The sequence below is a fragment of the Glaciimonas sp. OK215 genome (genome assembly GCF_057787885.1).
In genome coordinates, this window is record NZ_CM173544.1 from 1,394,748 (window position 1) to 1,418,154 (window position 23,407).

General features: G+C 57.9%; 17 protein-coding genes. 11 read left to right on the plus strand and 6 right to left on the minus strand.

Annotation, left to right across the window (positions count from 1 at the left end):
- Positions 1 to 177: 177 nt before the first annotated feature.
- From AC3CHX_RS06235 to AC3CHX_RS06250, 4 genes are all read left to right on the plus strand, one after another.
- Positions 178 to 975, plus strand: coding sequence for a TatD family hydrolase (locus AC3CHX_RS06235; protein WP_488643212.1), 798 nt, complete (start codon positions 178 to 180; stop codon positions 973 to 975).
- 5 nt (positions 976 to 980) lie between these two features.
- Positions 981 to 3,434: a DNA internalization-related competence protein ComEC/Rec2 gene (locus AC3CHX_RS06240; RefSeq protein WP_488643213.1), complete on the plus strand. Its 2,454-nt coding sequence runs from the start codon at positions 981 to 983 to the stop codon at positions 3,432 to 3,434.
- Between the two features lie 93 nt (positions 3,435 to 3,527).
- Entirely contained in the window at positions 3,528 to 4,367 is an 840-nt protein-coding gene (locus AC3CHX_RS06245; protein ID WP_488643214.1) for an alpha/beta fold hydrolase, read from the plus strand.
- A gap of 146 nt (positions 4,368 to 4,513) precedes the next feature.
- A complete protein-coding gene (locus AC3CHX_RS06250; protein ID WP_488643215.1) occupies positions 4,514 to 6,928 on the plus strand; it encodes a penicillin-binding protein 1A in 2,415 nt (804 codons plus the stop codon).
- Positions 6,929 to 7,049: 121 nt separating this feature from the next.
- On the opposite strand, the gene AC3CHX_RS06255 is transcribed toward AC3CHX_RS06250, so the two are convergent.
- On the minus strand, positions 7,050 to 8,702 hold the full coding sequence (locus AC3CHX_RS06255; protein ID WP_488643216.1) for an isovaleryl-CoA dehydrogenase: 1,653 nt from the start codon (positions 8,700 to 8,702) through the stop codon (positions 7,050 to 7,052).
- Between the two features lie 199 nt (positions 8,703 to 8,901).
- Here AC3CHX_RS06255 and AC3CHX_RS06260 point away from each other — a divergent pair, with 199 nt between their 5' ends.
- The 7 genes from AC3CHX_RS06260 to AC3CHX_RS06290 all read left to right on the plus strand — a co-directional run bounded on the left by AC3CHX_RS06260 (position 8,902) and on the right by AC3CHX_RS06290 (position 15,273).
- Positions 8,902 to 10,992 carry a DNA polymerase III subunit gamma/tau gene (locus tag AC3CHX_RS06260; RefSeq protein WP_488643217.1) on the plus strand — a complete coding sequence of 697 codons (2,091 nt, stop codon included), beginning with the start codon at positions 8,902 to 8,904 and terminating at the stop codon, positions 10,990 to 10,992.
- A gap of 84 nt (positions 10,993 to 11,076) precedes the next feature.
- Positions 11,077 to 11,397 carry a YbaB/EbfC family nucleoid-associated protein gene (locus AC3CHX_RS06265; protein WP_488643218.1) on the plus strand — a complete coding sequence of 107 codons (321 nt, stop codon included), beginning with the start codon at positions 11,077 to 11,079 and terminating at the stop codon, positions 11,395 to 11,397.
- Positions 11,398 to 11,400: 3 nt separating this feature from the next.
- Positions 11,401 to 11,712, plus strand: a complete 312-nt coding sequence (locus AC3CHX_RS06270) for an antibiotic biosynthesis monooxygenase family protein (protein ID WP_488644734.1) — start codon at positions 11,401 to 11,403, stop codon at positions 11,710 to 11,712.
- An 8-nt stretch (positions 11,713 to 11,720) separates the two neighbouring features.
- A complete protein-coding gene (recR, locus tag AC3CHX_RS06275; protein ID WP_488643219.1) occupies positions 11,721 to 12,317 on the plus strand; it encodes a recombination mediator RecR in 597 nt (198 codons plus the stop codon).
- 40 nt (positions 12,318 to 12,357) lie between these two features.
- Positions 12,358 to 13,395 (plus strand): ABC transporter substrate-binding protein, encoded by a 1,038-nt coding sequence (locus AC3CHX_RS06280; protein WP_488643220.1) that lies wholly within the window; start codon positions 12,358 to 12,360, stop codon positions 13,393 to 13,395.
- Positions 13,396 to 13,540: 145 nt separating this feature from the next.
- Positions 13,541 to 14,365, plus strand: a complete 825-nt coding sequence (locus tag AC3CHX_RS06285) for an ABC transporter ATP-binding protein (RefSeq protein WP_488643221.1) — start codon at positions 13,541 to 13,543, stop codon at positions 14,363 to 14,365.
- 56 nt (positions 14,366 to 14,421) lie between these two features.
- Positions 14,422 to 15,273: an ABC transporter permease gene (locus AC3CHX_RS06290; protein WP_488643222.1), complete on the plus strand. Its 852-nt coding sequence runs from the start codon at positions 14,422 to 14,424 to the stop codon at positions 15,271 to 15,273.
- Positions 15,274 to 15,344: 71 nt separating this feature from the next.
- Here the strand turns inward: AC3CHX_RS06290 and tal are convergent, their stop codons facing one another.
- From tal to AC3CHX_RS06315, 5 genes are all read right to left on the minus strand, one after another.
- Positions 15,345 to 16,280, minus strand: a complete 936-nt coding sequence (gene tal / locus AC3CHX_RS06295; protein ID WP_488643223.1) for a transaldolase — start codon at positions 16,278 to 16,280, stop codon at positions 15,345 to 15,347.
- A 175-nt stretch (positions 16,281 to 16,455) separates the two neighbouring features.
- Positions 16,456 to 17,901 carry a pyruvate kinase gene (gene pyk / locus AC3CHX_RS06300; protein ID WP_488644735.1) on the minus strand — a complete coding sequence of 482 codons (1,446 nt, stop codon included), beginning with the start codon at positions 17,899 to 17,901 and terminating at the stop codon, positions 16,456 to 16,458.
- 2 nt (positions 17,902 to 17,903) lie between these two features.
- Positions 17,904 to 18,917, minus strand: coding sequence for a type I glyceraldehyde-3-phosphate dehydrogenase (gene gap / locus AC3CHX_RS06305; RefSeq protein WP_488643224.1), 1,014 nt, complete (start codon positions 18,915 to 18,917; stop codon positions 17,904 to 17,906).
- Positions 18,918 to 18,969: 52 nt separating this feature from the next.
- A complete protein-coding gene (ppc, locus tag AC3CHX_RS06310) occupies positions 18,970 to 21,726 on the minus strand; it encodes a phosphoenolpyruvate carboxylase (RefSeq protein ID WP_488643225.1) in 2,757 nt (918 codons plus the stop codon).
- Positions 21,727 to 22,211: 485 nt separating this feature from the next.
- On the minus strand, positions 22,212 to 23,390 hold the full coding sequence (locus AC3CHX_RS06315) for an acetyl-CoA C-acetyltransferase (protein ID WP_488643226.1): 1,179 nt from the start codon (positions 23,388 to 23,390) through the stop codon (positions 22,212 to 22,214).
- Positions 23,391 to 23,407: the final 17 nt, after the last annotated feature.

The window sequence follows — 23,407 nt, forward strand, 5'->3', positions numbered from 1 at the left end:
ATGCTGCTGGCGTGCCGGATTGAATGAAGATTGCTGGTAAAGATCAGGGCGAACGAATTTGCGCTTAATTTACGTGCAATCCTTAGATGCGCCTGATGTTGATGGATATTACCGCATGCTACGATATTAATCTGCCAATCTCGCCAATCCAACTGGACTGACTAATAGGACGCACCCATGTGGATCGATACCCACTGCCATCTCGATGCCGCCGAATTCGGCGGCGAGCAGGACAAGTTTGCCAAGGCGGCAGCACAGCAGCAAGTCGCGTGGATAGTGATACCAGCGGTTGCACGCGCGAACTTCGACGCGGTTGCCAGCATCGCCGCCCGGCAGGCGAATTGCACATACGCGCTTGGAATACACCCTATGTATGTGCCGCAGGCCGAAGAGTCCGATCTACTGGCGCTGCGGCAGGCCATCGCGCGCGCGATGGCCGATCCATTGTTTGTCGCGATTGGGGAAATCGGTCTTGATTTCTTCATTCCCGGCCTGGGCACAGGCCCGCTGCGCGAAAAGCAGGAACATTTCTACGTCGAGCAATTGAAACTGGCGCGTGAATTCGGCTTGCCGGTATTGCTGCACGTAAGGCGTTCGCAGGATACGTTGCTGAAATATCTACGCCGGATCAAGGTGCAGGGCGGTATTGCGCACGCCTTCAATGGCAGTTTTCAACAAGCCGAGGCATTTATCGGGCTGGGTTTCAAGCTGGGATTTGGCGGTGCGATGACATTTACCCGGGCACTGCAGATTCGCCGACTGGCGGCGGAGTTGCCTCTGGATGCGCTGGTGCTGGAAACCGATGCGCCGGATATGTCCCCGGCATGGCTGCATCCGCAAAAAAACGCGCCGCAGCAAATTCCTCTTATCGGTGCGGTACTGGCAAATTTGCGCGGCATCGGACTGGAAGAGTTGGCGCAGGCGACCTCTGCCAATGCCTGCACAGCGCTGCCGCGGCTGGCGCTGCTCAGGTAAGGGGCGTGCGTAGCGCCATCATTGGGTTCCTGACCGGCGTTGTTTTTCTGCAGATGCAAGCGGCCTTGCCGCCGCCTTTTTTACTTGGTATTTTGCTACTTCTGGCGGTCCTTGCAGCGGTCTACGCATACAAACTCAAGCACCGTTTGAGCAAAATGTCGACGCTGGCCGCATGTGGTGCATTGCTCGGTTTTTGCTGGGCGGCGCTATACGCGCAATATTATCTGCGACAGGAATTGCCGATCAAGTGGGAAGGCCGCGACGTCACCGTGATCGGCACCATCGCTAGTTTGCCGATGCATTTTGAGCAAGGTGTGCGTTTTAATTTTGCGGTCGAAAAAGTGTTGCCGCAAGATGGGGAAGTGCCGCAGGTTCCGTCCAACCTGGCGCTATCGTGGTATCGCCCATTCAATCGTCAGGCGCTGCAGCAAGTAGGACAAGTCGAGCCGGGGGCGCGTTGGCAACTGAACGTTCGGTTGAAACGGCCGCACGGCAATGCGAATCCGCATGGCTTTGATTATGAAGTCTGGTTGCTGGAACAGAATCTGCGGGCCACCGGCTATGTCCGCCCGGACGCTAAATCGTCTTCCGGCGTGGCCGCATCATTGAACAATCGTCAACTGGATCGCTTCGTCTTCGGTTTTGGAAATCTGGTAGAGGCGGCGCGTGGCTGGTTGCGGCACCGTATTTTGTCGGCGTTGCCCGATAAAAAATATGCTGGCGTGCTGATCGCATTGGTCATCGGGGACCAGCGTGCAGTCGATCAGAACGACTGGAAGATATTCAATCGTACTGGGGTGGGGCATCTGATTTCCATATCCGGTTTGCATATCACGATGATTGCAGGTCTTTTCGCGGGCATCATGTCGGCGTTCTGGCGCCGCTCCTTTTTTATCGGAAACGCGCTGCCGCTACGCCTCCCTGCACAAAAGGCGGCAGTGCTGGCGGGGGCGGCGACGGCGCTGTCGTACGTACTGCTGGCCGGTTTTGGCATACCGGCTCAGCGCACACTGTATATGTTATTGGTGGTCGCACTGGCGTTATGGACAGGCCGCATTGCCAGTGTTTCCCATGTGCTATGCGTCGCTTTGCTTGTGGTGTTGCTGCGCGATCCCTGGGCGGTGTTATGGCCCGGGTTCTGGTTGTCGTTCGGCGCGGTCGGGACGATTTTGTATGCCAGCGTAGGACGCAGCAAACTGTCGGCCGATGCGTCGTCGCTGGTGCCGGCAAGGCCGCTCAGAACCTGGCTGGGGCCGCTAAAAACCGGCGCTTACACCCAATATGTGGTGACTCTGGGGTTGCTGCCGCTGACGCTGCTGTTGTTTGGGCAGATATCGCTGGTGAGTCCGTTGGCGAACGCGATCGCGATTCCGCTCATAGGCTTGGTGGTGACGCCATTGGCGCTGATCGGCAGCGTGTTGCCGGCGCCGCTGTCGGTCTGGCTGCTGCTATGTGCACATGCCTTGGTGGAATTGCTGGCCACGGTGTTGGCGTGGTTAAGCAGTTTTCCGCAGGCGGTCTGGCAGGCGCCGCTGCCGCCGGTCTGGATGTTTGTTACGGCATTGGTCGCCACGATCTGGATGCTGGCGCCACGCGGTTGGCCGTTACGCTGGCTGGCGTTGTGCGGTTGGCTGCCGCTGTTGCTGCAGTCTGCAACGCGGCCGGCCGAAGGGGAAATGCTGGTCACCGCTTTTGATGTGGGGCAGGGGATGGCGTTGCTGATCGAAACTTCCCGGCATCGCTTGCTGTATGACACCGGCCCCTATTATTCGCCGGAATCAGATGGCGGCAGCCGGGTCGTGGTGCCTTACCTGACGGCGCGTGGCATCACTGCGCTCGATACCGTGGTGATCTCGCATTCGGACAACGATCATTCCGGCGGTGCATTGTCGATATTTGGGGCGATTGGGGTAGATCGTGTGTATTCGTCGTTGCCGCCAGATCATCGCATTGCGGCCGCCGCACCGGGCCATACTCGCTGTCAGGACGGCCAGTCATGGAATTGGGATGGCGTGCAATTCGATATGTTGTTTCCGGCCGCCGATAATTACGAACGCAATGAAGGCAAAGCGAACGCCATGAGTTGCACGCTGAAAATTACCAACGGCGCATATTCGATCCTATTGCCGGGCGATATAGAGAAAGCCCAGGAGCAGCAACTGATTGCGAGCCATGCGGGCGCGTTGCAATCGACGGTGCTGCTCGCGCCCCATCACGGCAGCGGGACGTCTTCAAGCATCGGATTCCTGCAACAAGTCGATCCGCGTGTGGCACTGTTTCAGGTCGGCTATCGCAACCGCTTCCGCCATCCGAAAGCGCAGGTACTGGAACGCTATCAACAATCAGGCATTGAAAGCTACCGGACCGATCAATCGGGTGCGATACTTTTGCGCTTTGGCAGCAAGCTGGATGTGACTGAATACCGCCGGCAGCATAAGCGCTATTGGTACGGTCGTTGAGCGGCGGCTCTAAAATTTGCTTTGTCGCAATGCCTGCTTTGGGTTTTAAATAGGCTCCATTGAAACCGGCCTGCGCTGCTAAAGACAAACCAAATGACCTTATTGAACACATCGCAGGATACCTCGCTGAAGACAACAGCACGCCCAATTGTGCACTTTGCGCACGGCAATAGCTTCCCGTCGGGAACGTATCGCCGCTTTCTCGATTTGTTGCGCAAGGATTACGATGTCGGCGCGCTGGAGATGCATGCGCATAATCCAAAATATCCGGTGACCGATGGCTGGCCTGCGCTGGTGCAGGAATTGATCGATGAATTGCTGGCGCGTTATCGGCAGCCGGTGATTCTGGTCGGCCATTCCCTGGGCGGGGCATTGTCCTTGATGGCAGCCAAGCAGCGCCCCGATCTGGTGCGTTGCGTGGTGCTGCTCGACACACCGGTGATCGCGGGTTGGCGCGCCGGTTTATTAGGGCTGGCCAAAGCATTACGGATCGATCGACGCTTGTCGCCTGCGCGCTGGTCCGAGAAGCGTCGCAATCAGTGGCCGGATGCTGACGCGGCCTATCAGCATTTTTCCAGCAAGCAGGTATTCGCCGGCTGGCCGGAGGAAGTCTTGCGCGACTATATTGAACACGGCATGTTGCGGCAGCAAGGCAAGCTGACCTTGCGTTTTCGGCGCGAAATCGAAACGGCGGTATATCGGACCTTGCCGCATCACTTTGGCCGCGTAGTAAGGCGACGTTATCCGGTGCCGGTCGGTTTTATCGGCGGAGTGGATTCGATCGAGTGCCGGCAAGCCGGAATGGCGGCGACCAGGCGTTTGGTCGGGCGCCACTTGCGCATGCTTCCCGGCGGTCATTTGTTTCCACTGGAATCGCCGCAAGCGGCAGCCAGCGCTACCGATCAGATGATACGTGCGCTGTTGAAGGCTTGATTTTGCGTAAGTCCTAATGTTGTTTTGCTAAAGTTACTTCTGCTTACAGACGATTTGGCGGTCATTGGCGCTGCATGTTGTAGGATACAGGGCTATTTCCATCCAATATTGTTATGCTATTCACAACAAATCCACGTAAAAGAAGTTTGACCACTCAAACCGGCAAGTCCGACTTGGTTAAATCGACTACGACCAAGTCCCTTTCGGGCATCCCAAAAAAACAGGGCGGCACCTTGCTGCACGGTCTGTTATTCACGATTGGCGGGGTGATTCTGGCCGGTGCCGTGATTGGCGGTTTGCTGGTGGCGTACGCTTTGGTGGTGATGCAGCCGCAGTTGCCGGATCTTGGGGCGATTACCGATTACCGGCCTAAGGTACCGCTGCGTATTTACACTGCGGACCATGTGCTGATCGGTGAATTCGGCGAAGAGCGCCGCAGCCTGGTCAAGTTGGGAGATATTCCGGCCAACATGAAGAATGCCGTATTGGCCATCGAAGACGCCCGCTTTTATCAGCATGGCGGGATTGACGTGATTGGCATCCTGCGGGCGGTAGGGACCGACATTCTGCACGGTGGCGCTTCGCAAGGGGCGAGTACGATCACGATGCAGGTCGCACGGAATGTATTCCTGTCGAGCGAGAAGACCTATTCGCGCAAAATCTATGAAATTCTTTTGGCCTACAAAATTGAATCGGCGTTGACCAAGGACCAGATTCTTGAGGTCTACATGAACCAGATTTTTCTGGGACAACGTTCGTTTGGTTTTGCTGCCGCAGCGCGTGCCTATTTCGGCAAGGATTTGAAAGATGTCACGTTGGCGCAGGCGGCAATGCTGGCCGGTTTGCCGAAAGCCCCGTCGGCTTACAACCCGGTCGTGAATCCGAAGCGCGCGCGCGTTCGCCAGGAATACATTCTGAAACGCATGCGTGAACTGGAGTTCATTACACAGCCGGAATACGAGCAGGCAATGGCCGAAGATATCAAGGTCAAGGCCACGGGTAACAACTACAGCGTGCACGCGGAATATGCGATCGAAATGGTCCGCCAAATGTTGTACGCGCAGTATAAGGACGAGATTTACACCCGCGGTTTGAGCGTGACCACGACGCTCAATGCGGCCGATCAGCAAGCCGGCTATGAGGCCGTACGCAAAGGCGTGATGGATTACGATCGCCGCCATGGTTATCGCGGCCCGGAAGCGTTGATTGAGTTGCCATCGAATGCGGATGAGCGCGAACAGGCCGTCGGCGACGCATTGCAGGACAGGCCCGATAATGACGACATCGTTCCGGCAGTGGTGCTGAGCGCAGATGCCAGGCAGGTCCAGGTGATGATGCGTGATGAAACTGTGGTCAAAATCAGCGGCGACGGCTTGCGTTTTGCCGCTGCGGGCTTGAGTTCGAGAGCGGCAAAAAATATACGGATTCAGCCTGGTTCGGTGATTCGCCTCACCCGAGCGGCCAAAGGCTGGCAAATCACCCAACTGCCATCAGTGGAAGCGACGCTGGTAGCACTGACGCCGCAAACCGGCGCAATCAAGACGCTGGTCGGCGGCTTCGATTTCAATCAAAACAAGTTTAATCACGTCACGCAGGCGTGGCGTCAGCCGGGATCGTCCTTCAAGCCGTTCATCTATTCGGCAGCACTGGAAAAAGGCTTCGGCCCGGCCTCGATTGTCAACGATGCACCAGTCTCCTATCCCGGCGCTCCGGGGCAGGATAATTGGGAACCGAAGGACGACGATCAGCCGGACGGTCCGATGCCGTTGCGGACCGGTTTGCAGCGTTCGAAGAATCTGGTGACGGTGCGCTTGATGGACGCCATCGGCGTGCAATACGCACAGGATTTCGTGACTTCGCATTTCGGCTTCGATCGCGACAAGATCCCGCCTTACTTGCCGACCGCACTGGGCGCGGGACAGACCACGCCGTTGCAACTGGCAGGTGCGTATGCCGTGCTGGCAAATGGCGGTTACCGCGTCAATCCGTATCTGATCTCGGAAGTCGTCGATGCCCGTGGCGCAGTGCTGTCAAGGGCGCAGCCCGAAGTCGTCGGTCAGAATGCCACGCGCGTACTGGATGCGCGCAACAGCTACGTCATGACCAGTCTGCTGCAGACGGTGGCGCAGCGCGGCACCGGCGCCGGTACCAATGTGCTGGGCCGGACCGATCTTGCCGGTAAGACCGGGACCACGAATGACGCGTTCGACGGCTGGTTTGCCGGGTATCAAAATTCATTGGTAGCCGTAGCATGGATGGGCTTTGATCAGCCGAAGACCCTGGGTAGCCGCGAATTCGGCGCGCAACTGGCGTTGCCGATCTGGGTCAGCTATATGGGGCATGCATTGCGCGGCGTTCCGCAGACGCAGATGCCGATGCCCGAGGGAGTGACCACGATCAATAACGAGTTGTTCTTCGATAATTTCACGCCGGGTAACGGCTTCATTGCCTCGCTTGGCGTGGGTGGCGGTATCGCCAATGGCAGCGATGAGGACAGCACGCCAGCGACGCCGGAAGAAGAAGAGAAGGGCAGCATCTTGAAGTTATTTAGCGGTCATTGAGTTGCGCGGCGGGATTTTCTGAAATCAAAAAAATGCTCCGGATTGCGGAGCATTTTTTTTGAACGGATTGATTCGGTCAAGGGCGTTTTTCGTGTTGCCTATTGTGTCAATACCATGCAACTCACTGCAATATGCGTAGCAGAATCTCTTTCTGCACATCCGTGCCAGCCGCGCTCCCCAAAGTCCCATACACGCGCCCGCCCTCGGCTTCGCAACGACTGCCGATAAACGCTTCGGCAATTGTCTGCGGCGCATGTTGCACCATCAATGCCGCTTGCACCGTCAGCACCAGTTTCTGGACCAGACGCCGGGCCATTCTTTCGCGCTGTTCCGCTGGCGCAGCGAACGCATTTTTCAGGCTGTCGAACATGACGCCCAAGCCGGCATGCGTGCCGGCGACCTTGCTCAATTGTTCCAGCAACAAGCCAAATCCTTCCGGTTCACGCTCAATTGCCCGCAGTACATCCAGGCACATGACGTTGCCGGAACCCTCCCAGATTGAATTGACCGGCGCTTCGCGATAGAGGCGTGCCATTGGGCCGGTTTCGACGTAACCGTTGCCGCCCCAGATTTCCATGCATTCGCCAGTGAATTCCAGCGCGCGCTTGCAGATCCAGAATTTGGCGGCGGGTGTGACGATACGTCGCCATGCGCGTTGCAAGGGGTCGCCGGATGCATCAAAGGCGCTGGCCAGTTGCAGCATCAACAACGTCGTGGCTTCGCTTTCCAGCGCCAGATCGGCCAGGACGTTTTGCATGAGCGCCTGTTCTGCCAGCAGCTTGCCGAACGCGCTGCGATGACGGGTGTGGTGCAGCGCCTGCACCAGCGCCTGCCGCATCAGGCCGGCGCTGCCGATGACGCAATCGAGGCGGGTGCGATTCGCCATTTCTATGATGGTCGGGATGCCGCGGCCTTCGGCGCCCACCATGATGCCGAAGGCGTCTTCAAATTCGACTTCGCTGCTGGAGTTGGAACGATTGCCCAGCTTGTCCTTTAGTCTTTGGATGAATATCGTGTTCTTGCTGCCGTCCGGCCGCCAGCGCGGCACAAAAAAGCAGCTCAGTCCCATCTCGGTGCGTGCCAATACCATGTGCGCATCGGACATCGGCGCGGAAAAAAACCATTTGTGGCCGGTCAGTGTGTAGTCTGCGCCACGTCCGTTGCCGCCCGGTATCGGTGTCGCCAGCGTGGTGTTGGAGCGTACGTCGGAGCCGCCTTGCTTTTCGGTCATGCCCATCCCGATCAGCATCGACGTTTTTTGCGCAAGCGGCAAGTCGCGGCCATCGTGTTCGCATGCGTACAATTTGGCCTGTAAAGCGGCGAAGAGCGCCGGTTCCTGTTGCAGCACCGGAATCGAGGCAAACGTCATGGTGGTCGGGCATAGCGATCCGGCCTCGACCTGCGCATGCAGAAAATACCCGGCCGCACGCGCCACATGGCTGCCGGCCCGCGGGGCGGACCAGGGCAGTGCATGCAGGTTCTCGCGGCGCAGCATGCCGAGCAAAGTATGCCAGGCCGGATGAAATTCGACCACATCGATGCGATTTCCGGATCTGTCGTAGCGTTGCAGCTCGGGCGCGTGGCGATTTGCCAGTTCGGCCAGCTCCCAGACTTCCTTGCTGCCCAGTTCGGCACCGTAGCGCTCCAGCCCGGCGGCGTGCCAGCCGGCCTGTAGCCGCTGCACTCCGGCCGTCAATACCGGATCGCCGGTGTATAAATTATTATCGGTTAGCGCGGGTACCTGATTAATGACTTGATGCGTTGGCGATGGCATTGGGATCTCCTGACCGGCGGGCCGCCTTGCTGTTGCATGTTTGTACTGTTAGCGTAGACCGAATTTGCCTGATGCACCAGTCCAACAGGCTCGAGTGCCGAAACAGATTCGGCCGCGCGTCTTAAAAACCATCCGCGCACTCCCTCTAAGGTAAAATGCGGGTTGTATTTAACAGCCAGCACCGCGCGCCCGCAACTCTATGTCATACCAAGTCCTTGCCCGTAAATATCGCCCCAGAAGTTTCGAGACGCTGGTTGGTCAGGAACACGTCGTGCGGGCGTTGACGCATGCGCTGGAGCAACAGCGCTTGCATCATGCTTATCTGTTCACCGGCACGCGCGGCGTTGGCAAGACTACGCTGTCGCGGATACTCGCCAAGGCACTGAATTGTCAGGGCATTGACGGCAACGGCGGCATCACCGCGCAGCCGTGCGGCGTGTGCGACGCTTGCGTGGCGATCGATGCCGGGCGTTTTGTTGATTACATTGAAATGGATGCCGCGTCCAATCGCGGCGTCGATGAAATGGCGCAGTTGCTGGAGCAGGCGGTGTATGCACCGTCGAATGCCCGCTTCAAGGTCTACATGATCGATGAAGTCCACATGCTGACCAACCATGCGTTCAACTCGATGTTGAAGACGCTGGAAGAGCCGCCGGAGCATGTCAAGTTCATCCTGGCCACCACTGATCCGCAAAAAATCCCGGTCACGGTATTGTCGCGTTGTCTGCAATTCAATCTGAAGCAGATGCCGCCCGGGCATATCATCAGCCACCTGGACGATATTCTGGGACAGGAACAAATCGCATTCGAAACACCGGCGCTACGCTTGCTGGCGCAGGGCGCGCATGGCTCCATGCGCGACGCCTTGTCGCTGACCGACCAGGCGATTGCGTACGCCGCCGGCAAGGTCACGCTGGAGGCGGTGCAGGGAATGCTGGGTGCGCTGGATCAGTCGTATCTGATCCGCGTGCTGGATGCGCTGGCGCTGAAAGACGGCGCTGGATTACTGGCAGTGGCCGATGAAATGGCGGCGCGCAGCCTGTCGTACAGCGCCGCGTTGCAAGACCTCGGCACTTTGTTGCATCGGGTCGCGTTGGCGCAAAGCGTGCCGGCAGCGTTGCCGGAGGACTTGCCGGAACGCGAAGACGTGATCCGCCTGGCAGCGGCATTCGATGCCGAAGAAATTCAATTGTTTTATCAAATCGTGGTGCATGGCCGCAATGAACTGGGATTGGCGCCGGACGAGTACGCTGGTTTTTCGATGACGCTGTTGCGGATGCTGGCGTTTCGGCCGCAAGCCGATGGCAGTCTCGCGGTAGTGCCCGCGCAGTCACGTCCGCCAGCGCCAGCGCGTCCCTCCGCGCCAGCGCCTGCAGCGGTCAAGGCACCGGCTGCAACTACGCCAGCGGCGTCGGTACCCGCAGCACGGTTGAGCAGTGCGCCGCAGGCCGCCACTACCAGCGCCCCAGTGGCGCGGCAAGAAGGTAAGCTGAGCCCGGCCATGGCAGCGCTGGCAGCAGCGCGCGGCGGTGTCGCAGGCAAACGCCCGGCGGCTGCGCCAGCGGCGCAGCCTGCAACTGTGGCGGCGAATAAGCCGGCAGTTGCCGAAATCAAGCCTGAGGCGCGTAAGCCAGAGCTCAAATCGGCGGCTATGCCCGCGCCGCGAGCGACAGCGGCGGCTTCGTCGGCGCCGCCGTGGGAAGAGGATATCCCGCTCCCGATAGATTTGCCGGACAACGATTTTTCCGGATCGACGTATGACGCGCGGACTGACACGCGCACTGAGACGCATGCGCCGTCAGCCCCGGCGCCGGTAGCGGGACCCAAGCCCGCCGCGGCTTTGAGGGTTGAGCCGCAGCCGCTGCCGGCCGAGCCACTACAATTGCATCCGGATCCAGCGCTGAACTGGGATGGCAACTGGCCGGTGCTGGCAGCTTCGTTGCCGGTACGTGGCGTTGCGCATCAACTGGCGCAGCAAAGTGAGTTGCTGAGTTGCGATAGCAGCGGCGCAGCGGTCCAGATGCATTTGCGGATTCCGCTGGATACCCTGCGTTCGGCGGGTAGCGTTGATAAACTGGCAGCGGCTTTGACTGAACATTTTGGCCGCACGGTACGGGTCGAAACCGAAATCGGCAGCGTCCGTCATACCGCCAGCGTCAAGGCGCAGGCAGAGCAGGCAGAGCGTCAGCGCCTGGCCGAACAGACGGCGCAAAGCGATCCCTTCATTCAAAGCATGATGCGCGAATTCGGTGCGACGATAGTGCCGGGATCGATCAAGCCGCTGACTTGAGGAGCGGCATTGCGGCAAGCTGTGACCGAAGTACAAAATTTACTACACTTACCTACACTGATTTAACTTAACAGGAGCAATACCATGATGAAAGGCCAACTGGCAGGCTTGATGAAGCAAGCACAAGCGATGCAGGAGAATATGAAAAAAGCCCAGGATCAACTGGCTTTGATCGAAGTCGAAGGCGAATCCGGCGCTGGCCTCGTGAAAGTGGTGATGACCTGCAAAAATGCGGTCAAGCGCGTCACCATCGACCCGTCGGTGCTGGCCGATGACAAGGACATGCTGGAAGATCTGGTCGCTGCGGCTTTCAATGATGCGGTCCGCAAGGCAGAAGCAACCTCGGCAGAAAAAATGTCGGGCCTGACTGCCGGCATGCCAGCCGGCTTCAAACTGCCGTTCTAAACACTGATTCTTGAGGTTGCCACGCTCGATATCATTCCAGGTCAGGAAGCCGCATTTGAAGCTGCTTTCATGGAGGCGAGAAAAATCATCGCCTCCATGCCTGGTTGCATCTCGCAGGAATTGCAGCGCTGCGTGGAGCAGCCGAACCGTTACGTTTTGCTGGTCCGCTGGCAAACGCTGGAACACCATACGATCGGCTTCCGGCAATCGTTTGAATATCAGGAATGGTGCAAGCTATTGCAGCATTTTTATGACCCTTTTCCTACTGTTCTTCACTATGAGCCAGTTGGCCGTAAAGCCTATCGTGGTTTCTAAGGTCTGATGTGAAAACTCCTTCCAGTCTGGCTTTGTTAACTGAAGCACTGCGTCATTTGCCCGGCGTCGGCCCCAAATCGGCACAGCGCATGGCGTACCACCTGCTGCAGCACGATCGTGACGGCGCGGCATTGCTGGGCCGTGCGCTGACGCAGGCGGCCGAAAAAATTCAGCACTGTTCAATGTGCAATACGTTTACCGAGAACGACCTATGCGAAGTGTGCCTCGATCCTGAACGGGATGCGACCTTGCTATGCGTGGTCGAAACCCCGACCGACCAATTGATGATCGAACAGACACTGACTTTCAAGGGCCTGTATTTTGTCCTGATGGGGCGTTTATCGCCGCTTGACGGTATCGGCCCGAAAGATCTGCAATTGGAAAAATTGATCGTCCGTGCTACCGATGGCGTAGTCGCCGAGGTGATATTGGCGACCAACTTTACCAATGAAGGTGAAGCCACCGCGCACTACATCAGCGAAACCATGAAAGCGCGCGGCCTCAAAGTCAGCCGCCTGGCGCGTGGCGTGCCGGTGGGCGGCGAGCTTGAATATGTCGACGCCGGCACCATCGCCCGCGCCATGCTGGACCGTCGCACAACCTGAATATTGCCGTTGAGCAATTATCGATAGATGGGGAGACAATATGAAATTCAACTGGAAACAGTTTGGCATCGCACTTTGCCTGTTTTTGGCGGGCTACCTGACATTTAACAGCAAACTGTTTGCGCAGACACTGGAAAAGCAAAAGGTGTCGATCGCGGTTGGCGGCAAGAATTTGTTCTATTACCTGCCATTGACGATTGCCGAGCAGCTCGGGTATTTCAAGGATGAAGGTTTGCAGGTCGAGATTTCCGATTTCGCCGGTGGGGCCAAAGCCTTGCAGGCGCTGGTCGGCGGTAGCGCCGATGTGGTGTCGGGGGCGTTCGAGCACACCATCAGCATGCAAGCCAAAAATCAGCAGATTACCGCTTTCGTGCTGCAAGGGCGGGCACCGCAGATCGTGATGGCTGTGTCCAACAAGACCATGCCGAATTACAAGTCGATTGCCGATCTGAAGGGTAAGAAAATCGGCGTGACTGCGCCCGGCTCTTCAACCAGCATGATGAGTAATTTTGTGCTGGCCAAGGGCGGCTTGAAGCCGACCGATGTCTCCTACATCGGCGTGGGGGCCTCGGCTGGCGCATTGTCGGCATTGCGTTCGGGGCAGATCGATGCGATCGTTAATCTGGACCCTTTGATCACGATGTTGCAGCAAAAGAATGAGATCAGGATTATTTCCGACACCCGCACGTTGAAAGAGACCAATGCGGTGTTCGGCGGCCCGATGCCGGCGGCGACTTTGTATGCGTCGGCTGACTTCATCAAGAAGTATCCGAATACGACGCAGGCGTTGACCAATGCCATGGTACGGGCGTTGAAGTGGCTGCAAAAAGCCGGCCCGTCCGATATCGTTAAAGCAGTACCGGAAAGCTATTTGCTTGGCGATCGCGCATTGTATCTCGAAGCTTTCATGAAGGTGCGCGAGTCGATTTCGCCGGATGGCACATTCCCTGAGGCGGGTCCCGCCACCGCGCTGCGTACGCTGCAGACCTTCGACCCGACCCTGACCGATAAGAAAATTGATCTGTCAAAAACGTATACGAATACGTTCGTAAAAAAAGCGAACCTCAAATACAAGTAAGCGATAAGCAGATAAGTTGACGCGTCTACGCAGTGCCGCCCTGCACCGGATAAGGAGCGCAGGGCGGTTTGGTTTTCGTCAGATTGCTATTCCGTCTGGATCGTACTCATCACAGCAAATTCTTCCGGCTCGCGCCCCTTTTCATATGCCCACAGCACTCCCGACGCCAGCACTATTTCTGGACAATATCAGTTGCACCTTCATTTCAAAAGACGACCGTTCACAGCGTTACACGGCCGTCGCGGAGACGACCTTGTCGATTGCACCGGGTGAATTCGTGTCGGTAGTGGGGCCGACCGGCTGCGGCAAGTCGACCTTGCTCAACGTCGCTGCCGGGTTGTTGCAGCCGTCCACCGGCTGCGTCAAGGTATTCGGGGAAGCGCTGACCGGCATCAATCAGCGCGCCGGTTATATGTTCCAGTCGGAAGCATTGATGCCGTGGCGCAGTGCGCTGCAAAATGTGATCGCCGGTTTGCAGTATCGCGGCAGCAACGAGGAAGAAGCGCAGCAACTCGGGGAAGAATGGCTGGCGCGCGTCGGGCTGCAAGGCTTCGGCGAGCGTTATCCGCATCAACTGTCGGGCGGCATGCGCAAGCGGGTGGCGTTGGCGCAGACCTTGATTCTCGATCCCGACATCATCTTGATGGACGAACCATTTTCGGCACTCGATATCCAGACGCGTCAGTTGATGGAAAACGAAGTGCTGGCATTGTGGAACGCCAAAAAGAAGGCGGTGCTGTTTATCACGCATGATCTGGATGAGGCAATTGCGATGTCGGACCGCGTGATCGTGTTGTCGGCAGGTCCGGGAACCCATCCGATTGGCGAGTTCGTGATCGACCTGCCGCGTCCGCGCGATGTCGCCGAAATTCGCACCGAGCCGCGTTTCGTCGAACTGCATCGGCAAATCTGGAGCGTGCTGCGGGATGAGGTGTTGAAAGGTTATCAGCAGCAGAAAATAGTCGCCTGATATTCCTCCGGAAATTTTCTCGTAGCCATTCCCAAAAACAGAAAGAGCACGACATCATGTGGCAAGCAATTAAACCCAATTATAAAAATATGCGCGTTTATCAGGCGCTGGTACTGGTCATCTTTTTTGCGATCTGGCATCTGGCGACGCGTAACCAGCAGACGGCATTTTTCTTTGGCGAACCGGCCAAGGTGCTGGTCCGTATCTGGCAATGGTTCACTGTCGGCAGCGGCAGCCTGGAAGTCGGGATTGGCGATGCGACCTGGTTTACGCTGACGTTTCCGGGGGAAATTTATTCGCATCTGCTGGTGACGCTGACTGAAACCATGCTGGCGTTCGGAATAGGTACGGTATTGGGCTTGGGAATAGGCCTGTGGCTGGCGTTGTCGCCGTTGACTTCGGCGATTCTGGATCCTTATATCAAGGCCTCGAACGCCATGCCGCGGGTGATTCTGGCACCGATTTTTGCGATGTGGTTCGGGCTTGGCATCTGGTCCAAAGTCGCGCTGGCGGTCACGCTGGTATTTTTCATCGTGTTCTTCAATGTCTATCAAGGCGTCAAGGAAGTCAGCCCGGTGGTGTTGTCGAATGCCCGCATGCTGGGTGCCAACCAGCGGCAGTTGTTGCGCACGGTGTATTTGCCATCGGCGACGTCGTGGGTTTTCTCCAGTCTGCATACCTCGGTCGGGCTGGCTTTTGTCGGTGTGATCGTCGGCGAATACTTAGGCTCGGCGCGCGGTGTCGGCTACCTGATTTTGCAGGCGGAAGGGACATTCGATATCAATACGGTGTTTGCCGGGATACTGGTGTTGACCGTGTTTGCGCTGGTGCTCGACACGGTGGTTGGCGTCATTGAGAAACGACTGATGAAATGGCAACCGAAGACGGGTGATACCGAGCGTTTGTAAACCAGGATCGCTAAGCTGCGCAAAGTAATTTGGCACTGTGACGTACCCGCAGTGCGGGTACGTCAGTCAAATCAACGCAAAGCGTCAATCATTTTTTCGAGTTTTACCGCGTCGGCACTGAATTGGCGTATGCCTTCGGCCAGTTTTTCGGTGCCCATCGGATCGTCGTTCAGCATGTTACGGAATGCTGCCTCGTTTAAGCTGATTTTTTGAATCTCGGCTTGTTGTGAGGCTTCCGGACTGAGTTTGCGGGAAACCGGCGCGTCATTTTCCGCCAGCTTCTGCAGCAATTCCGGGCTGATGGTGAGCAGGTCGCAGCCTGCCAGTTCGATGATTTGCGAGGTGTTGCGGAAGCTGGCTCCCATCACTTCGGTGGCGTACCCGAATTTCCGGAAGTAGCTATAAATCTGCCTGACCGATTGCACGCCCGGATCATCGGCGCCGCTGTATTCCAGGCCGGTGGATTTTTTATACCAGTCATAAATACGACCGACGAACGGTGAGATCAGCTGTACTCTTGCCTCTGCGCAGGCAATCGCTTGCGGCAACGAGAACAGCAAGGTCAGGTTGCAATGAATGCCTTCTTTTTCCAGCACTTCGGCAGCGCGGATACCTTCCCATGTGGAGGCGATTTTGATGAGTACGCGCTGACGGTCGATGTCGGCGGCTTCGTACAGCCGGATTAATTGCCGGCCTTTTTCGATGGTGCCCTGCGTGTCGAACGAGAGGCGGGCATCGGTCTCGGTCGAGACACGGCCTGGAATGATTTTCAGGATTTCGAGACCGAACACCACCAATAGCTGATCGATAATGTCGCCGGTAGCTAAGCCGGCGTGATCGCGTACCGCCTGCTCCAGTAGCGGCTGATATTCAGCTTTCTGTACGGCTTTCAGAATCAGCGATGGATTGGTCGTCGCATCGCGTGGCGCGAACGCTTTCATTGCCTGGAAATCGCCGGTGTCGGCAACGATGGTGGTGAACTGTTTAAGTTGTTCTAGCTGGTTCATGGCGGCTCGGGTGCAGTGATGGGTTGATCGAAATGTTCTCTCGTCATTCTACGCAAAATATGGCGGCAGGCAAAAAGCGGCGCCTGAATTTCCTGGCGCGTGCTGTTGCCTGCGTGAGGTCGTTACTCCGTGCAGAAGCCGATTAAAACGGAAATCGCGATCATGCACGGCCGGCTCAATGTGCGCCGATCCGCATGATCTTCAACGCGTTGGTGCCGCCGACTTGCCCCATCGGATCACCCCAGGTGACAACGATCAGGTCGCCGATTTGCACGATCCCTTTTGCCAGCAGCAATGCTTCAGTCGCCTTCAACACCTCTTCGCGGTCATTCGATGGCACCACCCCCAGCGTGCGCACATTGCGGTACAAGGCGACCTTGCGTTGCGTTGCAAGACGGGACGTAATGGCAAAAATCGGGATGTCAATGTTGTTGCGGCTCATCCAGAGCGCGGTCGAGCCGGATTCTGTCAATGCCGCAATCGCCTTGACCCGCAGGTGGTACGCGGTAAACAACGCACCGTATGCAATCGATTGATCTATACGGGTGAAGGTGACATTCAGGAAATCGGCATCGAGCTTGCAGACATCCGATTTTTCCGCTTCGAGGCAAATGGCAGCCATTGCCGTGACGGTTTCAATCGGATATTTTCCCGACGCCGTTTCGGCCGACGTCATCACGGCATCGGTGCCATCCAGCACCGCATTGGCGACGTCCGATACTTCGGCCCGTGTCGGGATGGCATTGACGATCATCGATTCCATCATTTGCGTCGCCGTAATCGCCAGCTTATTGGAGGCGCGCGCCATTTTTATCATGCGCTTTTGCAGCCCGGGTACCGCGGCGTTGCCGACTTCCACCGCCAGATCGCCGCGGGCGACCATGATGCCGTCGGAGGCATCGATAATTTCCTGCAATGCCGGGATCGCCTCGGCGCGCTCGATCTTGGCAATCATCAGCGGCTTGTGGTGATACGCCTCGCCGGCGATGTTGGCCAGTTGCCGCGCCATTTCCATGTCGGTGGCATTTTTCGGGAACGACACTGCAACATAATCGGCCTGAAAACTCATCGCCGTCTTGATGTCTTCCATGTCCTTGGACGTCAGCGCGGGCGCAGACAGGCCGCCGCCCTGACGGTTGATGCCCTTGTTGTTCGACAGTACACCGCCGATTTGCACCGTGGTGTGGATCGCGCTGCCGATCACCTTGTCCACCACCAGCACGATCAGGCCATCGTTGAGCAACAGGACGTCGGCAGGCTTCAGGTCCCGCGGCAATTCTTTATAGTCGAGTCCGACACGCTCCTGATTACCCAGTTCGCAGGCGGCATCGAGGATGAATCGCGCGCCGTTTTCCAGTTGAATCTGGCCGTCCTCGAACTTGCCGACCCGGATTTTAGGCCCTTGCAGATCGGCCATGATGGCAACCTCGCGTCCGCAGGCGACTGCCGCCTGACGCACCAGGCTGGCGCGATCGATGTGGTCTTGTGCCTTGCCGTGTGAAAAATTCAGGCGCACAACATCCACCCCGGCCGCAATCATGCGGGTGAGTGTGTTCAGATCGCTTGAAGCGGGGCCGATGGTGGCGACTATTTTGGTGGCTCTATCGCGGATGATTGGCATGCTCATTGCGCCGCCATCAAAGCTACGCTGGTATCCAGCAGACGGTTGGAGAAGCCCCACTCGTTGTCGTACCAGGACGACACCTTGACCAGGCGGCCGGACACTTTGGTCAGCGTCGCATCGAACGTGCTCGATGCCGGATTGTGGTTGAAATCAACCGATACCAGAGGTTCCGCGTTGTATTCCAGGATGCCTTTCAACGGACCGTTTTCCGATGCTTCCTTCATGATCGCGTTGACTTCCTCGACCGTGGTGTCGCGCGCGGCGATGAACGACAGATCGACGATCGAGACGTTGATGGTCGGCACGCGGATCGCAAAACCGTCCAGCTTGCCGTTCAGTTCCGGCAACACCAGACCGATCGCCGCAGCGGCGCCGGTCTTGGCCGGGATCATCGAATGAGTGGCGGAGCGGGCGCGGCGCAGGTCTTCATGCATCACGTCGGTCAGTACCTGGTCATTGGTGTACGAGTGGATGGTCGTCATCAGGCCGGTTTCAAGGCCGATTTTCGCGTGCAAAGGCTGGACCAGCGGGCCCAGGCAGTTGGTGGTGCAGGAGGCGTTGGAAATGACGGTGTCAGTCGCCTTCAAGACGCCGTGGTTGATGCCGTACACGATGGTGGCGTCCACGTCCTTGCCGCCCGGTGCCGAGATGATGACTTTTTTCGCGCCGGCGGCCAGATGGGCCGAGGCTTTTTCCTTGGTGGTGAAGAAGCCGGTGCATTCCAGCACGATGTCGACGTTCAGCTCGCCCCAGGGGATGAGGGCCGGATTGCGCTCAGCGAAGACCTTGATCGGGTCGCCGTTGACGATCATGGTGTCGCCTTCGACCGTGACAGTGCCTGGGAACTTGCCGTGGACGGTATCGTGGCGCGTCAGATGGGCATTCGTTTCGGCATTGCCGAGGTCGTTGATCGCCACGATCTGGATGTCATTTTTTTTGCCGCCTTCGTAGTGGGCCCGAAGAACATTGCGGCCGATGCGGCCATAGCCATTGATTGCAACGCGAATTGTCATGATGAAAGTCCGAAAAAGTGGGTTGGCTCGCTATTTAAAACATCTGCGGGTGTCAGCCGCTATTGCGCAATCCGGCGGCGATGCCGTTGATCGACAAATGGATTCCCGTCCGTACGCGTTCGTCGTGGTGTCCTTCGCGGAAGCGCCGCAACAGCTCGACTTGCACGTGGTTGAGCGGATCGAGATAGGGGAAACGGTTCTGGATCGAACGCTTGAGCATAGGATTCGATTCCTGCAGTTCGGACTGGCCTGTGATGGCCTTGAGCGCAGCGATCGTCGCCTCGTGCTCGGCGCGGATGCGCGGAAAAATGGCTTCGCGCAATGCGGCGTCCGTCACCAGCGACGCGTACCTGCTGGCGATCGCAATGTCGCTCTTGGCCAGCACCATGTCCATGTTGGATATCAGCGTGGAGAAGAATGGCCATTCCAGGTACATGCGCTGCAACAGCGCCGCACCGGTGTCCGGGTGAGCAGCGAGATAGGCCTGCACCGCTGCGCCGAAGCCATACCAGCCTGGCAACATGAGCCGGCATTGGGCCCAGCTGAAGACCCAGGGAATGGCCCGCAGGTCCTCGATGGCGGTGGAGGATTTGCGCGATGCCGGCCGGCTGCCGATATTCAATCCGGCAATTTCGGATACAACGGTCGATTCCCAGAAGTACTGCTCGAAACCTTCGGTCTCGTAGACCAGTGCACGGTACGCAGCAAACGCCTGTGCGGAGAGCTCCTCCATCGCGGCGAGAAACGCCGGGTCCGGCTCCACGTCCCCGGGGGCGAGCAGGCTCGCTTCGATCGTCGCAGCGGCCAGCACTTCGAGATTGCGACGTCCTACTTCCGGGTTGGCGTACTTCGCGGTAATGACCTCGCCTTGCTCGGTCAGGCGTATCTGTCCTTGCACTGCGCCGCGCGGCTGCGCCAGGATTGCTTCGTAGCTCGGCCCGCCGCCGCGCCCGACTGCGCCGCCACGGCCGTGGAACAGGCGCAGCTTCACTGCATGCCGTTGAAACACCTGGATCAATTCGGTTTCGGCCTTGTACAGTTCCCAGCCGGAAGTCAGGAAGCCGCCGTCCTTGTTGCTGTCGGAATAACCCAGCATGACTTCCTGGGTTTCAACGCGACTGCGCAACAGACGCTTGTATACAGGCAGTGCGAACAGGCTCTCCATCACCGCTGCGCTATTGCGCAGATCCTCTATGGTTTCGAACAACGGAATGATATTCACGTCCAGCGCGTTGTCGAGCGGGCGCAACAAGCCGGCTTCCTTCAGCAAGACAGCGACTTCGAGCACGTCGGAAACGCTGGCAGCCTTTGAAATGATGCAGTTTTGTACCGCACCGGCGCCGTAGCGTTCATGGGCGGTTTTCGCGGCCCGGAAGATCGCCAGTTCGGAACGTGCGATGTCCGAGTAGGGCACGTGATCGGATGCCAGCGGCCGTGCTGTGGCAAGCTCCTGCAGCAGTAGCGCGACACGCTGTTGTTCGTCCAGTGCCAGGTAGTTGGTGCCCGGTTTGGCTGCGTCCAGCAGTTCTGCCACCACGACCTCATGGACGTCAGAGTTTTGCCGTAAATCGATGGGTGCAAGGCAAAAGCCGAAGACCTTGACGGCGCGCCGCAGGTGGCGCAGGCGGCCACGCGCGAGTTGCGGCGATTGATTGGCATGGAGCGAGTGGTGGACGATATCGAGTTCGCTCAGCAAGGCGCCTGCGTCGGCATACGGTTCGGCATCCGGCGCGACATGCGGGGATCCGGCAGTACCGATCAAATGGCGGAAGGTTGCGCACAGGCGCGCGTAAATCCCATATACCGCGCGCCGATACGGTTCGCCGGCGCGGTGCGGAGATTGGTCGGGCGAACGCTGCGCCAGCGCCAGCAACTGGTCCGAGCATTTCACGATGGCTTGTGCGACGGATAGCTGGGATGCCAGCTTGTGCAGTTCGTCCAGATAAAAACTCAGCGCGCGCTTGCTCTGCATTTTCAGCGCTTCCTCAAGCACTGCGGCGGTGACAAACGGATTGCCGTCGCGGTCGCCGCCGATCCAGCTGCCGATTTTCATGAAGGACGGCAGTTCGATCCCCTGGGCTGCCGGATCGTGCGTCACCAGCAAGTCTTCCAGCTTGGCGTACAGGTGCGGCAGCTCGCGCAGCATGGTGTGATCGTAGTAAGACAAGCCATTTTCGACTTCGTCGATCACCGATAGTTTGGAGGTGCGCAACATGCGCGTCTGCCATAGGGTGAGAATGCCGCGACCCAGCGCTTCTTCATTATTGGCCGTCTCTTCAGGCGTCAGTACGATGCGGTCGCGCTCGTCCAGCAGGCGTGCGATTGCCATCTGGCAGTTCAGGATGCTCTTGCGTTGCACTTCGGTCGGATGCGCGGTGAAGACCGGACTGACCAGGGCGTTGTCGAAGAAGGATTGCAGTTCGTCAATGCCAAGGCCGGCGTTATAGATGCTGTCGAGCGCATGCGCCAGGCTGCCGGCTTTCGGCGCCGATCCTGCGATCAGGTAAGCGCGGGTGCGCCGGATGTGGTGCTGGTCTTCCGCGATGTTGGCGAGCAGGGAAAAATAGCTGAACGCACGTATCACCTGCGTCGTCTGTTGCGGCGACAGGGTGTTCAGCCGTTGTTCAAGGTCGACTCTTGCTTGCTTGTCCGCATCGCGGCGAAACCGGATCGAGTGCTGGCGGATGTTTTCCACCAGATTGAACATGTCGTCGCCATGCTGCTGCCGGATTGCCGCGCCCAGGAGGGATCCCAATTGACGGATATCCTGGCGCAGGGATTCATCTTTGTCTTCGTTCACAAGCTGCATAGTTTTCGGGCCAAATCAGTGGATCGGACGGCGCTTTTGCAAGCGGACCGGCATACAAGTGCAAGGATGGTCGGGCTGCTGCGATAGACGCCGCCGAACGCGTGACGCTTCCCAGCCAACCATGCCAAATTACAGACTCGTAAAATAGCATATGCTTGCATTTATTTGTAGTAAATTTTCTGTTTTATGCGGATTTTGTGGGGTAAATGTTTTTCGTGGCCATTGTATGTAGTAAAGTTACTGTAAATTTAAAACCGGCGGATTGATGGGTGCGCTGAAATGTTGCCGCTTCCCTGTCGGGATCGCGCTGCATAAATCGTGCGCGGCTTGGGTGATGGCGGTTTGCGTGCTGGACACGATACCGACCAGGACATATTTGTACGCCGCAGCATAAATAACTATAGATTGGATGTGGCAGGAGCCTGTCGGACGCTAAGTTCGACAGGCTCCTGGTGCATGCGCTAACCGCCGTTGATCAAACGACCTTAATCGCGCTCCACCGCCAACGCCACGCCCATGCCGCCGCCAATGCACAGGCTGGCCAAGCCGCGCTTGGCATCGCGGCGGACCATCTCATGCAACAAGGTCACCAGAATGCGGCAGCCTGACGCGCCAATCGGATGGCCGAGGGCGATGGCGCCGCCATTCACGTTGATTTTGGCGGTGTCCCAGCCCATCTCCTGATTGACGGCGATGGCCTGCGCCGCGAAGGCTTCGTTGATTTCCATCAAATCGACATCCTGATGGGTCCATCCGGCTTTTTTCAGACACAGTTGGGAGGCCGGAACCGGCCCCATGCCCATGATGCTCGGATCGACGCCGGCCGACGAATACGCCTTGATCCTGGCCAGCGGCGTCAAGCCCAGTTGCTGCGCCAGGGCGGCCGACATCATCAGCACCGCTGCGGCCCCATCGTTGAGGCCGGACGCATTGCCGGCGGTGACCGAACCGTCCTTGCTAAAGGCCGGACGCAGGCCGGACAAGGATTCCAGCGTGGTACCGTGTTTGATGTATTCGTCGCTGTCGAAGACGATCGTGCCCTTCTTCTGCTGAATCTCCAGCGGCAGGATTTCATCCTTGAACTTGCCCGCTTTCTGGGCCGCTTCGGCCTTGTTTTGCGAAGCCAAAGCGAATTCATCTTGTTGCAAACGCGAAATATCGTATTTCTTCGCTACATTTTCCGCCGTCGTTCCCATGTGATATTGGTTATAGACGTCCCACAGGCCATCGACGATCATGGTATCGACCAACTTGGCGTCACCCATGCGAAAGCCGTCGCGCGAGTTGTTCAGCACATGCGGTGAGGCGCTCATGTTTTCCTGGCCGCCGGCGATGACGATTTGGGCATCGCCGCACTTGATGGCTTGCGCGGCAAGATGGACCGCTTTCAGGCCGCTGCCGCAGACTTTCCCGACCGTGAATGCCGGCACCATATCGGGCAGCCCGGCGTGAATACCGGCCTGGCGCGCCGGATTCTGGCCGCAACCGGCAGTCAGTACCTGCCCCAGAATAACTTCACTGATCTGCTCCGGCTTGATCCCGGTCCTGGCCAGCAGTCCCTTGATCACATGCGCGCCCAGATCGACCGCTGGGATCTTGGCCAACGCCCCGCCAAATTTACCTACCGCAGTACGGCCTGCGGCAACAATAACGACGTCATCCATTTGAAATCTCCTCTAAA